Origin of the sequence: Curtobacterium sp. MCPF17_046, from assembly GCF_003224295.1 — a bacterium.
Lineage (GTDB): Bacteria > Actinomycetota > Actinomycetes > Actinomycetales > Microbacteriaceae > Curtobacterium.
In genome coordinates, this window is sequence record NZ_QKLB01000010.1 from 1 (window position 1) to 12656 (window position 12656).

Sequence of the window (12656 nt, forward strand, 5' to 3'; positions counted from 1 at the left end):
ACCGGCACCACCGTCCACATCTCCCAGGACGCCGCGGACCTGCTGAACCAGACCTTCAAGACCGACGCCGTCAAGCGCGGCCTGCTCGTCGGCACCGCCACCATCACCGCCCAGATCAAGTAACACCCGATCTGACGCACCACCAGAACGCCGTCCCGCACAAGCGGGACGGCGTTCTCGCATCCCCGGACAGGAAGCCCGGGTTCCACGACACCCCGCCACCGTCCCTCCCGGTTCCGGAACTCGCGCACCTCGACCGTCGAGATGCGCGAATCACGGAACCACGGGGAGGAGCGACGGGAGGCTCGTCCGCCGTTCCCGACGCCGCTACACTCCGGGAGCGGAGTGCGACCGAGCCCTCCAGCGGAGGTGGGACGTGTTCGGGAACCTGGCTGTCGGAACGCACGCCGCGGTGCTGCTCGTGATCATGCTGCTCGAGGTCGGGGCGCTGGTGGTCCTGTGGCGTGACCGGACGCGGAGTCAGCTGGCGAAGGTCGTCTGGACGGTCGTCGTCGTCGTGCTCCCGGTCCTCGGCGCGCTCGGCTTCCTGCTCAACTGGGCACTCGGGCGGCTCGCGGACCGGCTGAACCGCGCGCACTGACCGAAGCCACCAACCGGACCGAGCGCCCCGCGCGGCGGCTCACGCAGGTGTCCGTGCCAACCGCTCGCGCAGGCGAGCCGCCAGCTCGCCCTCGTCAGCCGTGACGAGTCTCCCGTCCCGCACGACCACGCGGCCACCGACGACGACGTGGCGGGGCCGCCGCCCCGGGCACGCCCACAGGAGGCCGGCGACCGGGTCGGCGACCCCGGCATCCGCGACGCCGGAGACGTCCCAGACGCAGAGGTCCCCGGCCGACCCGGCACCGAGGTGTCCGAGTTCCGGCCGCCCGAGACCGACGGCGGACCCCTCGGTCGCCGTGCCGAGCACCTGTCGGGCGGGCAGCTGCGGCCCGACGAGCGCGGAGACCTGCATCGCCAGGCGGGCGTCCGCGAGCAGGTGCCCGGCGTCGTTGCTGCCACCACCGCTGGTGCCCAGGCCGACCGGGACGCCCGCGGCGAGGAGCCGCGCGACCGGCGCGATCCCCCACCCCATCGGCACGTCGCACCCCGGCGCGTGTGTGGCGGTCGCCCCGGCAGCCGCGAGGCGGGCGACCTCGTCGTCGGTGACGTCGCACAGGTGGGCGATCGTGACGTCGGGCGCGAGCCACCCCCACTGCTCGAGCAGGTCGAGCGGGCGTCGTCCGTACCGCTCGAGGGCGATGGCGGTGTCGACCTGTTCGTTCGCCTGCGTGCGTCGGCGCAGGCCGTGCTGGGCGGCGACCTCGCCGAGGGCACGGAACGTCGCCTCGCCGTCCGAGTGCACGCCAGCCGGACCGACCGCGACCTGCAGTCGTCCGTCGGGGACGACGCCACCGACCGCGTCATGGTGGAGCAGTCCGGTGACGATCGCGTCCGCCGACGCGGCCGCCCGCTCGGGGTCGTCCCGGGCGCTCCCCCGGACGAACACCAGCCGCCCGCCGAGTCCGCGGACGGCGTCCACCGTGGCCGCAGCGAGCGCGACCGTGTCGTCCGCCGTCGCGTCCGCCGGCCAGTTGAGGTGGTGGTCGGCGATGGTGGTGACCCCGGACAGGAGGCCCTCCGCGGCTCCGACGGCAGCGGCGAGTCCGTAGAGCTCCGGGTCGTGGCCCACCCGGCCGTACGCACCGGCCATCGTGGGCAGCCAGTCCGCCATCGGTACACCGCGGGTCCCGGGGAGGGTCCGGAACGCCGTCTGCAGCAGGTGGTGGTGTGCGTTGACGAGGCCGGCGGTGACGACACATCCCGAGGCGTCGAGCGTCGTCGCGACCGCACTGCCGTCGTCGACCACGACGTCGCCGTCACGCTCGGTACGGGGGTCGACGAGAACACGGTGTGCGCCGGTGACGGTGAGCATGCAGCGTTTGTAGCAGCGCGGTGTTTCGGGACGGTGTCGAACAGGGACCTCTTCGTCATCCCGCGGCTTCGTCTCATCGCTGAGACAGCTTGCCGATCGTTCTCAGCAGTGAGACGAGGGGTCGTCTTCCACAGCGCCGAGCGGCATGACCGAGGTCCTCGTCCGGCTACGGAGCGGCTCGATCGATCCTCAGCGCGCGACCAGACGGGCTCGGATGTGTTCGGCGACACGCTCCGGATCACTGCACTGCACCACGTATTCGTGATTCCTCCGGGTCCGCAGGACGACTGCCGGCCGGTTCCCGAGGATGAGCCCCGTCGCGGCGCCGTTCCACCGCAGGCCGACACCACCGAACCGGAACCAACTCTGTTCTTCGACCCTGACGGATTCCAGCTCGGAGTACTCGAGCTGACGACGCCAGAGGGGGAAGAACCGAAGGTCGACGCTGTCAGCGACGTCCACGCGCACGGAGGCGGTGACGAGGACGAAACCGGCACCGAGTACGAGCACGGCGGGGAGCATCGTCAACGTCGCGGGACCGATTCCGATCTCACGGACGAGGAGGACCATGAGGGCGACCATGCCACCGAAGCTGAGCAGGAGGAAAGCGCCGAGCACCCTCATCCAGGCAGGTCCGTTCGTCGTCTCCGTCATACCGGTGTCTCCTTTTCTCTTCCCGAGCGGATCCGGTACATCCTCGGTCGAACGAGTGACCATCCGACCGGGACGACCAAGATCAACAGCGCGGCACCCATCACGAACGCGAAGCTCGACACGCCGAGCACCAGCCAGATGGCGAGATGGAACAGGAGTGCGATCGGCAGCAGTATCCGCAATCGGAACGGCGTCGGCAGGAGCACGGCGATCGCGAGACTGAACTCCAGCACGAGCGTTCCCCAGGACGAAGCGGCGACCAGCACTGGGCGCATCGTCACCCATTCCGCCACCGGCCGGAGGAGCGGCGGTGCCCCGAACACGTTGTTCCGCACCCAGTAGAAGAGGGCAGTGCCGTTCACCCACTCTGCACTGCTGAGCTTCCCGAGACAGGCGACGAGGTAGACAATCGCGATCTGCAGCTTCGCGAGCGCGAGGGCGGAGTACGCGACGAGGACGCGCGCGCCCAGAGCACGCTCCGGCTGTACGGCCGTCCACGAGGTCCGCCGCCAGTCGGTGAGACTCACCGGCAGCAGTAGTAACCCCAGGATCCCCGCGAGCTGATCTCCGCCGTCAGGTGCCGCACTCGTCAGCGGCAGCGCGATGAGGAGTACGGCCATGGGGACGGCAGTCAGCGCTGGGAACCAACCAGACGCAGCGATGAGACACAGCACGCCGGCAGTCGCCTGCCCACCAGCGACGACCCCTTCCGGGAGCCAACACGGCCAGGCCATCCAATGCACGCTGGCAGCGCAGCGACCGGGCAAGGCCCCGTCGACCGGGGTGAAGAGCACCGTGGTCGGGCTGAGCAAGTACGTCAGTCCCGCACTCAGGAAGAGCAGACTCCGCGCCGCGCCGAGGGTCGCGGTCCACGGCATCGGTAGCCGCAATGTCCGCCTGAGCCAGTAGCGCCCGGGGCGGTTCAGCATGCGACATCCAGGAAGACGGCCTCTTGGGGCAGTGGCCTCGCCCGCAGATTCCTCCATTCCCACGGAACGGGCTTCTCTGCGACGAGGAGGACCTTGCCGCAGAGCGTCGGCTCCTTGTGCGGGTTCTCCACCCGCAGCGGTTTCGCGTCCTCAGCCACCGCATCACAATCTTCCTCGGTCTCACAGTTCGTCCATGTTCGTTGTCCGACGCCGTGGAGGAAGGTTGCGATCTCAGCTCCCTGCGACCGGCCCGTGCGATCGAAGCCGAAGGCCCAGTTCGAGGACGCACCGACGGCGACGGATCGATCGACAAGCCTTCCTCCGGACACCTCGAAGGGGACGATGTAGGCGCTCTGGGCGTCCTTCGTGAAGAACGCCCAGCCTTGCGGCGCCATCTGCCGGGTCACATGGGCGATCTCGTTCCGGGCCGGAGGCACCACAGCCGGCGTGAAGCTCACCGCTCCTTGCATCACGTAGAAGGCAAGCGTCAACCCCACCATGCTCGCCGTGACGACTGCCGCTCGCGACACCAGGACCGATCGTCCCCCCACCCATGTCAGCTGTGGCAACTCAGTGGCCGAACTGCTCGATGACGGCTGCCACGATCCCGTCCGAGAACCGCGCGCTGGTGCCGGCGTTCGCCGCCGACTTGCTCTTGACCGCGTTGTGTTGGTACGCGACGTTCGCACCGGCCGCGACGTTGAATCCGAGCGCGATGTTGGCTGCGAGAGCGTAGTTCACCGCCGCGACCGCAGTCACTGCGATGACGGCTCCTAGTGCCACGACGACGGCGACGCCGCAGTCCGTTCCGACTTCTCCCGGGACATGTGTACTCTCTGCCTCCAGCGACTTGACCGCCTGCGCCATCGTCGGCGTCCGCAACATCTCGTCGTAGGCCCCGGTCAGCTGCCGCTGTACCCGGACAGGATCACCAGAGAGGACCGCCGCTCCGATCTCCGTGAAGTACTCCGGATCGCGCTCGATCAGTTGCTTCTCGATCTGTCGAACCTTCGCCACGGACGTCGGCGTGCTGACCTGGAGCAGAACGGCTTCGATCTCGTTGTCAGTGAGCGTGGAGACGGCGGTGTTCTCGAGCAACATCCGTGTGCGTTCTCCGCCTTGCAGGAAGAACAGGCTCTCGAACACCTGCCGACCGCGCTGCGCAGCGACGGACCCGGGGGCGTCGCCGTCCGTACCGACGTGCTGCTCCTGAACTACTGGAAGTGCCTTCTGTGTCGGCTGCACAGCCATCGCTGGGACCGCTGTCCCGGCGATGAGCGCAGCAGTGACCAGCCCGACTCCTCCGGTTGTCATCAACGTTCGGCATCGGCTGTGCTCCGCGAATCTGGTCATGGCGTCGATACTTGTCGTCTTACATTCAGTATGTCAACCATGACTAGGGCTCAGAACACCTGCGGATCGGGACACGACCTCCTTCCCGCAGGACTGTGACCCCTTCAGCCGTTCTCCGCGTCGTTCCGCCGGCGCCCGCCAGCACCAGTGGGAAACCGGACGGGAACACCCGCGAAACACGGGGTCCCTAGGTTCTCCCCATGACCCAGACCCTGATCCGGGGCGGGTGGGTGCTGACCGCCGCCCCCGACGCCTCCGCCACACCGTCCGCGATCCGGGACGGTGCGGTGCTCCTCGACGGAACCCGGGTCGCCGCGGTCGGCACCTTCGCCGAGCTGTCGGCGGCGCACCCGGAGGTGGCCGTGCGTGGCGGGGCGAACGACGTCGTCACGCCCGGCTTCGTGAACACGCACGGGCACTTCAGCGAGGGGCTCATCACGGGGATCGGCTCGCAGTACACGCTGTGGGAGTGGTTGAACGCCCTCATCTCACGCGTCAACCCGGTGATGACGCGCGAGAAGGCGTACGCGGGCACCATGCTGCAGGGCATCCAGATGCTCCGGAGCGGCGTGACGACGGCGAACGACATGTTCTGCTCGGACCCGGTCCCCGGCGAGCCGGCGACACCGGGGGTCGTGCAGGCGCTCGAGGAGCTGGGGCTTCGCGGGATCGTGTCGTTCGGCTCCGGAGACGTCGACCGGGACTTCGGTGCGACCCCGATCCTGGAGGAGTTCGACGCGCTCCGTGAGGCCGCCGAGGCGAGCCGCTACAGCTCGTTCCGAGTCGGCGTCTCGTCGATCGGCCGGTACACCGACGCGACGTGGCAGGAGCACGTCGACTACGCGGTCGCCGGCGGCCACGGCGTGCACGTGCACTTCCACGAGGTGCGCGAGGAAGTCACCGCCGCCCGCCAGCGCACGGGGAGGACGGCGATCGGGTACGCCGAGGCGACGGGCATGTTCGAGGTCCCGGTCATCGCCGCGCACAGCGTGTGGATGGACCGTCAGGACCGTGAGACCTACGCGGCGAACGGCGTCGGCGTCGCGCACAACCCGGTGGCGAACGGCATCCTGGCGAGCGGCATCGCCCCGGTCGCCGAACTCCGCGCGCTCGGCATCCCGGTGGGCATCGGCGTCGACGGTCCCGCGTCGAACGACTCGCAGGACTTCCTGCAGGCGATGAAGACCGCCGCGCTCCTGGCACGCGTCCGCGACCTGCAGGCGACCGCGATGAGTGCGCGCGAGGCGTTCGAGATGGGCACGATCGGCGGCGCGCGGGCCCTGCGGATGGAAGACGAGATCGGGTCGCTCGAACCCGGCAAGCGCGCCGACCTCGTCGTGTTCGACGGCGAGAGCCCGACCCTCGCCAACGTGCACGACCCGTTCCAGGCGGTCGTGTTCGTCGCGGGCAGCCGCGAGGTCAAGGACGTCTGGGTCGACGGCGAACTGAGCCTCGCCGACTTCGACGTCACCCGCGTCGACGTCCGCGAGGCGGTGGCGCGCGCCCGTCCGTTGGCCCGCCAGCTCGTCGAGCAGGCCGGGCTGGAGCGCCTGTCGGCGCTCACGGGCGCGCCGCTCGACGACACGGAGCGCCCCTGACCGAGCGCCCCTGACGGAGCGACCGAGCACCGGACGGGAGGCCCGGATCACGGCCGGATCCGGGCCTCCCGTCCGACGGTCAGAGCTCCAGCACCAGGCGCGGGCACCCGGCCGCCGCGCGGCTGACGCAGACCATCATCGTGCGGTCGTCGGCCTGCTCCGCGGGACTGAGCACGGTGTCCCGGTGGTCGACCGACCCCTCGAGGACGGGCGTCTCGCACGTGCCGCAGGTGCCCTCGCGGCAGGACGACAGCACGAACGCGCCGGCGTCCTCCGCGACCTCGAGCAGGCTCCGGTCGGCGGGGACGGTGACGGTCGTGCCGGTCAGGGTGAGCTCGACCTCGAACGCCTCCCCCGAGGCGTCGACGTCCGCAACGGGCTCGAACCGTTCGACCCGGACGCTGCCGGCCGGCCAGTGCGCGGCGGCGGTTTCGACCGCGTCCATCAGCCCGCGGGGGCCGCAGCAGTAGACGACGGCGTCGCGCGGCTCAGCGAGCAGCCCGACCACGTCCAGCCGGGGTGCCTCGTCGGCGGCGGCGAGCGTGACCCGGTCGGGGTGTGCCGCGAGGAGCTCGTCGGCGAACGCCATCCGGTCGCGGGACCGACCGGCGTAGTGCAGCTCCCACGGCGTCCCGGCCCGCTCAGCCGCGGCGATCATCGCGACGATCGGGGTGATCCCGATCCCGCCGGCGACGAACACCGCGGGACGCCCGGGGTCGAAGCCGAAGTGGTTCCGCGGGCCGCCCACGGTCACGTCGTCGCCGACGCGGAGCAGGTCGTGCACGGCCAGCGAGCCACCGCGTCCGGTCGCCTCGCGGAGGACCGCCACCCGCCAGTGTCCGTCGTCCGTCGTGGTGACGAGCGAGTACTGTCGCTCGACGCCGGGCGCCACCCCGAGGTCGACGTGGGCACCGGGCTCCCATGCCGGCAGCGGCGCCGAGTCGAGCGGGGCGAGGTCGAGCGTCACGACGTCCGCAGCCACCTGCCGCCGGGCCGCGATCCGCATCCGGTGTCGCGCCTCTGTCTGCGGCACGGCGGTGCCGTACGCGCCGTTGCTGATGCCCGCGCTCATGCGCCGACTCCGGGCCGCGGCGTCTCCTTGACGACGATGAGGTGGAACGCGCTGCCGTCGGCACTGCACCACCGGTGTCCGGTCCCGCCGCGGTAGTACGCCGAGTCGCCGGGGCCGAGCCGCAGCACGTCCTGGCCGCGCAGGTCGAGCACGACGGCACCGGCGAGCACCGTCACGAACTCGTCCTCGTGGTGCTCGAAGTACTCGCCGAGGTCGGTGTTGTCGCCCTTCCACTCGAGCGGCTCGAAGGCGTGTGGTCCGGCGTGCACGAGCAGCCGCGCCTCGCCGCTCGAGAACGGGCCGCGGGCGCCCTCGCCGGCGCGGAGCACCTCGGGCCGTCGGTCGTCGGGCTCCTGGCGGACCGGTGCCCCGGCGGCGAGGAGGGCGACCTGCGTGGTGTCGAGCGCACCGGCGATCTTCTCGAGCGACACCATGCTCGCGCGGGAGTGACCCCGTTCGACCTGGCTGAGGAACGGGTGCGACAGGCCGGTGCGCTCGGCGAGCTGCACGAGCGTCATCCCTGCCGCGCGGCGGAGCGTCCGGACGTGCGCGCCGATCCGGCGGGCCTGTTCGTCGACGACGCGATCGCTCGTGGGCTCGACCGCGGGGGTCGGAGCGGTGGCCGGTCCGGTGTCGGTCAGTTCGGTGGGCATCGCGCTCCGATCGGGGACGGGAGGGGCTGGGCGTTCCGTGCACGTCATCTCGTCACAGGCGGCAACCGGCGCGAAACCGGGGGGAAACACGGTCGCCCTAGCATCGAAGATGTTGATGCGATCAACATTGTCACACACGATCGAGAGGGTCCCATGGAGTCGTCACTGCCCCGTCGGGTCGCCCTCCTCCGCTCCGCGCTGCTGCCGGACGGCAGGCTCGTGGACGTCGCGATCGACGGCGACACGGTCAGCGCGGTGGCTCCGGCCGACACGCTCACAGCCGGCGACGCGGACACGCTCGACCTGAGCGGACGCCTGCTGCTCCCCGCTCCCGCCGAGCCGCACGCCCACCTCGACAAGGCCCTCAGCGCGGACCGGATCCGGCCGCCGCTCGGCGACCTGGGGTCCGCCATCGCGGCCTGGGCGGCACACGCCTCGACCATGTCGGTCGCGGAGATCGCCGACCGGGCGCGGACGCAGGCGCTCGCCATGCTCGCAGCCGGGACGACCGCGATCCGCACCCACGTCGACGTCCTGAGCGACGGCGGCACCGCGAGCGTCGCCGACAGCGTCCGCGGAGCAGAGGCACTCGTGCAGGTCCGCAAGGAACTCGCCGACCTCATGGACATCGAGCTCGTCGCCCTGGCCGGACCGCTCGCGCCGGACGAGCACGTCGAAGCGGTGCTCGACCTCGGCGTCGACCTGGTCGGCGGCGCCCCGCACCTCGCCGAGGACCCGCTCGCCGACGTCGACCGGTTGCTCGCGATCGCCCGGCGCCGCGGCCTCGGGGTCGACCTGCACGCCGACGAGAGCCTCGACGGGCCGGTCACGCTCGACCACTACGCCCGGGCGGTCCGCGACTGGCCGCGCGACCGCCAGTACTCCGCCGGCCACTGCGTCCGGCTCGGCACGCTCGGCCCGGAGCGGCTGGCCGAGGTCGTCGCCGACGTGGCCGCCGCGGACATCGGCGTCATCACGCTGCCGATCACGAACCTCTACCTGCAGGGCTGGCAGCACCCGGTGTCGACGCCGCGCGGCCTGACGGCGATCCGCGCACTCCTCGCCGCCGGGGTCCGGGTGGCCGCCGGCGCCGACAACGTCCGCGACCCGTTCAACCCGGTCGGCCGCAGCGACGCGCTCGAGACCGCGTCCCTCCTCGTCACCGCCGGACACCTGACGCCGGACGAGGCGTACGCGATGGTGAGCGTCGCCGCCCGGAGCGTGATGGGCCTCCCGGCCGCCGGCCCGGTCGTCGGGGCGCGCGCCGACCTGCTCGCCGTCGCCGCGACCAGCGTCACCGACGCGGTCGCGAACGCGCCGGCCGACCGCATCGTCCTGTCCCGCGGGCGGCTCGTCGCCCGCACCGAGGTGCAGCGCAGCGTCGCCGCCCCCACCCGCGCCCAGGCACCCGTGCCCGAGCCCGCAACCGTCCCCGTTCCCTGACCGCGCACCACCATGCACGAGAACACGAGGTACCCGTGACCACCACCGCACCAGCCCCCGTCACCGCGACGGACACGCTGCTCGACTTCCGGAACGTCGAGATGACCTTCCCCAACGGCACGATCGCGCTGCAGGGCGTCGACCTCACCGTCGACCGCGGCCAGTTCGTCTCCGTCGTCGGCCCCTCCGGCTGCGGCAAGTCGACGCTGCTGCGGATCGCGTCCGGCCTCGAGACCGCCTCGGACGGGACGGCCGGGGTCGCCGCCGACCGGATCGGGTACGTCTTCCAGGACGCCACCCTCCTGCCGTGGCGCACCGTGCAGGGCAACGTCGAGCTCCTCGCCGAACTCGGGGACGTGCCGAAGGCCGAGCGGGCCGCGAAGGCGGCGCACGCGATCGACCTCGTCGGGCTGAACGGCTTCGAGTCGAACCTGCCGAAGCAGCTCTCCGGCGGCATGCGGATGCGCGTGTCACTCGCCCGGTCCCTGACGCTCGACCCGGAGCTGTTCCTGTTCGACGAGCCGTTCGGCGCCCTCGACGAGATCACCCGCGAGCGCCTGAACGACGAGCTGCTCCGCCTGTTCGTCGAGCAGCAGTTCGCCGGGCTCTTCATCACCCACTCGGTGTCCGAGGCGGTCTACCTGTCCACCGAGGTCGTCGTCATGTCCGGCCGTCCGGGCGGCATCGTCGGGCGCTTCGCGGTGCCGTTTCCGATGCCCCGTGACCCCGACATCCGTTTCATGCCCGAGTTCGCCGAACTGGTCGGCGAGGTCTCGCACGCACTCCGGGAAGGACACCGCTGATGGTCACGCTGCAGGAGGTCGCGGACGCCCGCACCGCGCGCACCGCCGCCCGTCGCTCCACCCCGCGCGCCCGTCGGTCGGTCACCTGGTGGCAGCCCGTCGTCGTCCTCGCGGTGCTCGTCGGCGTCTGGTACGCCGCGGCCGCCTACTACGACCACGTGCGGGGCCTGGCCTTCCTCGTGCCGTACCCGCACCTCGTGCTCAAGGCGATCGTCGCCCCGACCGGGATGAACGGCGCACCCTCGACCTTCGGCCACGACCTGTGGACGGCACTCGGCCGGACGACGGTCGTCTCGCTCACCGGCCTGCTGTTCGCCATCGTCATCGGTGTCCTCTGGGCGATGGCGATGGCGCAGGCGAGGTGGCTCGAGAACTCGCTCTACCCGTACGCGGTCGTGCTGCAGTGCGTGCCGATCCTCGCGCTCGTGCCGCTCATCGGCGCCCTGTTCGGGTACGAGTTCACGAGCCGCGTCATCGTCACCGTGATGATCGCCCTGTTCCCGATGGTGTCGAACACGCTCTTCGGTCTGCAGTCGGCCGACAAGGGGCAGCGCGAGCTCTTCCGCCTGCAGCGTGCCGGCCGGTTCGCCCAGCTCGTGAAGCTGCAGGTCCCCGCCGCCCTGCCGTCGATCTTCGTCGGCCTGCGCACCTCGGCCGGCCTCAGCGTCATCGGTGCGATCGTCGGCGACCAGTTCTTCCAGCGCGGCAACCCCGGCCTCGGCGTCCTCATCCAGGTGACGGCCTCGCGGCTGATGGGACCCGAGCTCTACGCGACCATCATCATCGCCTCGCTCTACGGCGTCGCGGTGTTCCTCGTCTTCGGCCTGCTCGGTCGTCTGGCGGTCGGCCGCTGGCACGACTTCGGCTGAGCCGATCCCCGTCTCCCCTCCCCCTCACACAGCACCCGCCCCAGCACCACGAGACCCGCACCACGAACGGAGCCTCCATGCGCACCACCACCCGACTCGGCGCTGTCACCGCCGCCCTCACCGTCTCCGCGATCGCCCTCACCGGCTGCGCGAGCGGTTCGGCGACGAGCGCCACCACCACCGCTGCGACGAGCGCCGCCACCGGCCCGACCGTCGACCTGTCCGACGTCTGCCCCGCGACCGTGGTCGTGCAGACCGACTGGAACCCGGAGGGCGAGCACGGCCACCTGTACCAGATGCTCGGCGCGAACCCGGCGATCGACGCCTCGGGCAAGACCGTCACGGGCGACCTGGTCGCGAACGGCAAGCCGACCGGCGTCAAGCTCGAGATCCGTGCCGGTGGCCCGGCCATCGGCTACTCGAAGGTCAGCTCGCAGATGTACCAGGACAAGTCGATCACGCTCGGCTACGTGTCCACCGATGAAGCCGTCATGTTCTCCGGCGAGCTGCCCACGACGGCCGTCTTCGCCGAGAACGACCAGTCCCCGATGGCGATCATGTGGGACCCGGCGACCTACCCGGACGTCGACAGCATCGAGAGCCTCGGCAAGGCGCTCGAGGAGAACGACGGCGTGGTCCGCTACTTCAACGACGCCGCGTACATGTCGTACCTCGAGCAGTCCGGCATCCTGCCGAAGAGCGTCCTCGACGGCAGCTACGACGGCACCCCGTCCAAGTTCGTCTCAGCCGGCGGCAAGGACGCCCAGCAGGGCTTCGCCACCGCCGAGCCGTACGTGTACAAGAACCAGGTCGCCGCCTGGGGCAAGGAGGTCGAGTCGGCTCTCATCTCGAGCACCGGCTGGAACCCCTACCCCGAGACGATGTCCGTCCGCTCGGACCAGATGTCCGAACTGAAGCCGTGCCTCGAGAAGCTGGTGCCGGTCATGCAGCAGGCCGACGTGGACTACCTGGAGTCGCCCGCCGCGACGAACGACCTCATCACGCAGCTCGTGCAGCAGTACAACAACGGCTGGACGTACGACTCGAAGGTCGGTGCGTTCGCGGCCGAGCAGATGCAGAAGCGCGGCATCGCCACGGACGGTGACAACGGGTACGTGGGCGACATGGACGAGCAGCGCATGGCCGACTTCATCGAGAAGGCCACGCCCGTCTTCTCCGGCTCCGGCGGGAACATGAAGAAGGACCTCGCGCCCTCCGACCTGTACACGAACGAGTTCCTCGACGACTCGATCTCGCTCGGCTTCTAGCCGGTCCGGCCCGGCCGACCATCCACCGACGGGAGGCGCGACACCGCACGCGTGTCGGGCCTCCCGTCGGTCCCCCACCTC

Annotated in this window: 13 protein-coding genes; 6 read left to right on the plus strand and 7 right to left on the minus strand. The window is 70.8% G+C overall.

The genetic code is table 11. From position 1 onward, the window contains the following. Positions 1 to 376 precede the first annotated feature (376 nt). The gene (locus tag DEJ32_RS10130; protein ID WP_110901192.1) at positions 377 to 601 is read left to right on the plus strand and encodes a PLDc N-terminal domain-containing protein; all 225 of its coding nucleotides are present in this window, start codon (positions 377 to 379) and stop codon (positions 599 to 601) included. 39 nt (positions 602 to 640) lie between these two features. Here DEJ32_RS10130 and DEJ32_RS10135 read toward each other — a convergent pair whose 3' ends face one another. The 5 genes from DEJ32_RS10135 to DEJ32_RS10155 all read right to left on the minus strand — a co-directional run bounded on the left by DEJ32_RS10135 (position 641) and on the right by DEJ32_RS10155 (position 4869). Further along, positions 641 to 1933, minus strand: a complete 1293-nt coding sequence (locus DEJ32_RS10135; RefSeq protein WP_110901193.1) for an amidohydrolase family protein — start codon at positions 1931 to 1933, stop codon at positions 641 to 643. A gap of 189 nt (positions 1934 to 2122) precedes the next feature. Next, on the minus strand, positions 2123 to 2587 hold the full coding sequence (locus tag DEJ32_RS10140) for a hypothetical protein (RefSeq protein WP_110891016.1): 465 nt from the start codon (positions 2585 to 2587) through the stop codon (positions 2123 to 2125). Beyond that, on the minus strand, positions 2584 to 3516 hold the full coding sequence (locus DEJ32_RS10145) for an HTTM domain-containing protein (protein ID WP_181420645.1): 933 nt from the start codon (positions 3514 to 3516) through the stop codon (positions 2584 to 2586). The genes DEJ32_RS10140 and DEJ32_RS10145 overlap by 4 nt, the downstream gene beginning before the upstream one ends. Next, positions 3510 to 4007, minus strand: a complete 498-nt coding sequence (locus DEJ32_RS10150) for an SdpA family antimicrobial peptide system protein (RefSeq protein ID WP_181420646.1) — start codon at positions 4005 to 4007, stop codon at positions 3510 to 3512. The genes DEJ32_RS10145 and DEJ32_RS10150 overlap by 7 nt, the downstream gene beginning before the upstream one ends. A 79-nt stretch (positions 4008 to 4086) precedes the next feature. Next, on the minus strand, positions 4087 to 4869 hold the full coding sequence (locus DEJ32_RS10155; protein ID WP_146234134.1) for a hypothetical protein: 783 nt from the start codon (positions 4867 to 4869) through the stop codon (positions 4087 to 4089). A gap of 200 nt (positions 4870 to 5069) precedes the next feature. Between DEJ32_RS10155 and DEJ32_RS10160 the strand changes: the two genes are divergently transcribed. Further along, the gene (locus DEJ32_RS10160) at positions 5070 to 6467 is read left to right on the plus strand and encodes an amidohydrolase family protein (RefSeq protein WP_110901197.1); all 1398 of its coding nucleotides are present in this window, start codon (positions 5070 to 5072) and stop codon (positions 6465 to 6467) included. Positions 6468 to 6546: 79 nt separating this feature from the next. On the opposite strand, the gene DEJ32_RS10165 is transcribed toward DEJ32_RS10160, so the two are convergent. Both DEJ32_RS10165 and DEJ32_RS10170 read right to left on the minus strand, forming a co-directional pair. Then, a complete protein-coding gene (locus DEJ32_RS10165) occupies positions 6547 to 7539 on the minus strand; it encodes a PDR/VanB family oxidoreductase (protein ID WP_258368990.1) in 993 nt (330 codons plus the stop codon). Further along, on the minus strand, positions 7536 to 8192 hold the full coding sequence (locus DEJ32_RS10170; protein WP_110901198.1) for a helix-turn-helix domain-containing protein: 657 nt from the start codon (positions 8190 to 8192) through the stop codon (positions 7536 to 7538). The genes DEJ32_RS10165 and DEJ32_RS10170 overlap by 4 nt, the downstream gene beginning before the upstream one ends. 153 nt (positions 8193 to 8345) lie before the next feature. Between DEJ32_RS10170 and DEJ32_RS10175 the strand changes: the two genes are divergently transcribed. The 4 genes from DEJ32_RS10175 to DEJ32_RS10190 all read left to right on the plus strand — a co-directional run bounded on the left by DEJ32_RS10175 (position 8346) and on the right by DEJ32_RS10190 (position 12575). Next, positions 8346 to 9635: an amidohydrolase family protein gene (locus DEJ32_RS10175; RefSeq protein ID WP_110901199.1), complete on the plus strand. Its 1290-nt coding sequence runs from the start codon at positions 8346 to 8348 to the stop codon at positions 9633 to 9635. Positions 9636 to 9670: 35 nt separating this feature from the next. Then, the gene (locus tag DEJ32_RS10180; protein ID WP_220033017.1) at positions 9671 to 10438 is read left to right on the plus strand and encodes an ABC transporter ATP-binding protein; all 768 of its coding nucleotides are present in this window, start codon (positions 9671 to 9673) and stop codon (positions 10436 to 10438) included. After that, on the plus strand, positions 10438 to 11307 hold the full coding sequence (locus tag DEJ32_RS10185; protein WP_110901200.1) for an ABC transporter permease: 870 nt from the start codon (positions 10438 to 10440) through the stop codon (positions 11305 to 11307). Before DEJ32_RS10180 ends, DEJ32_RS10185 begins: the two co-directional genes overlap by 1 nt. A gap of 77 nt (positions 11308 to 11384) precedes the next feature. Further along, positions 11385 to 12575 (plus strand): ABC transporter substrate-binding protein, encoded by a 1191-nt coding sequence (locus DEJ32_RS10190; protein ID WP_110901201.1) that lies wholly within the window; start codon positions 11385 to 11387, stop codon positions 12573 to 12575. The last annotated feature ends 81 nt before the right edge of the window (positions 12576 to 12656 follow it).

Coding starts and splice junctions, on each gene's coding strand:
- DEJ32_RS10135 (WP_110901193.1), bottom strand. CDS start 1,933: ATGCTCACCGTCACCGGCGCACACCGTGTTCTCGTCGACCCCCGTACC.
- DEJ32_RS10140 (WP_110891016.1), bottom strand. CDS start 2,587: ATGACGGAGACGACGAACGGACCTGCCTGGATGAGGGTGCTCGGCGCT.
- DEJ32_RS10145 (WP_181420645.1), bottom strand. CDS start 3,516: ATGCTGAACCGCCCCGGGCGCTACTGGCTCAGGCGGACATTGCGGCTA.
- DEJ32_RS10155 (WP_146234134.1), bottom strand. CDS start 4,869: ATGACCAGATTCGCGGAGCACAGCCGATGCCGAACGTTGATGACAACC.
- DEJ32_RS10160 (WP_110901197.1), top strand. CDS start 5,070: ATGACCCAGACCCTGATCCGGGGCGGGTGGGTGCTGACCGCCGCCCCC.
- DEJ32_RS10165 (WP_258368990.1), bottom strand. CDS start 7,539: ATGAGCGCGGGCATCAGCAACGGCGCGTACGGCACCGCCGTGCCGCAG.
- DEJ32_RS10170 (WP_110901198.1), bottom strand. CDS start 8,192: ATGCCCACCGAACTGACCGACACCGGACCGGCCACCGCTCCGACCCCC.
- DEJ32_RS10175 (WP_110901199.1), top strand. CDS start 8,346: ATGGAGTCGTCACTGCCCCGTCGGGTCGCCCTCCTCCGCTCCGCGCTG.
- DEJ32_RS10185 (WP_110901200.1), top strand. CDS start 10,438: ATGGTCACGCTGCAGGAGGTCGCGGACGCCCGCACCGCGCGCACCGCC.
- DEJ32_RS10190 (WP_110901201.1), top strand. CDS start 11,385: ATGCGCACCACCACCCGACTCGGCGCTGTCACCGCCGCCCTCACCGTC.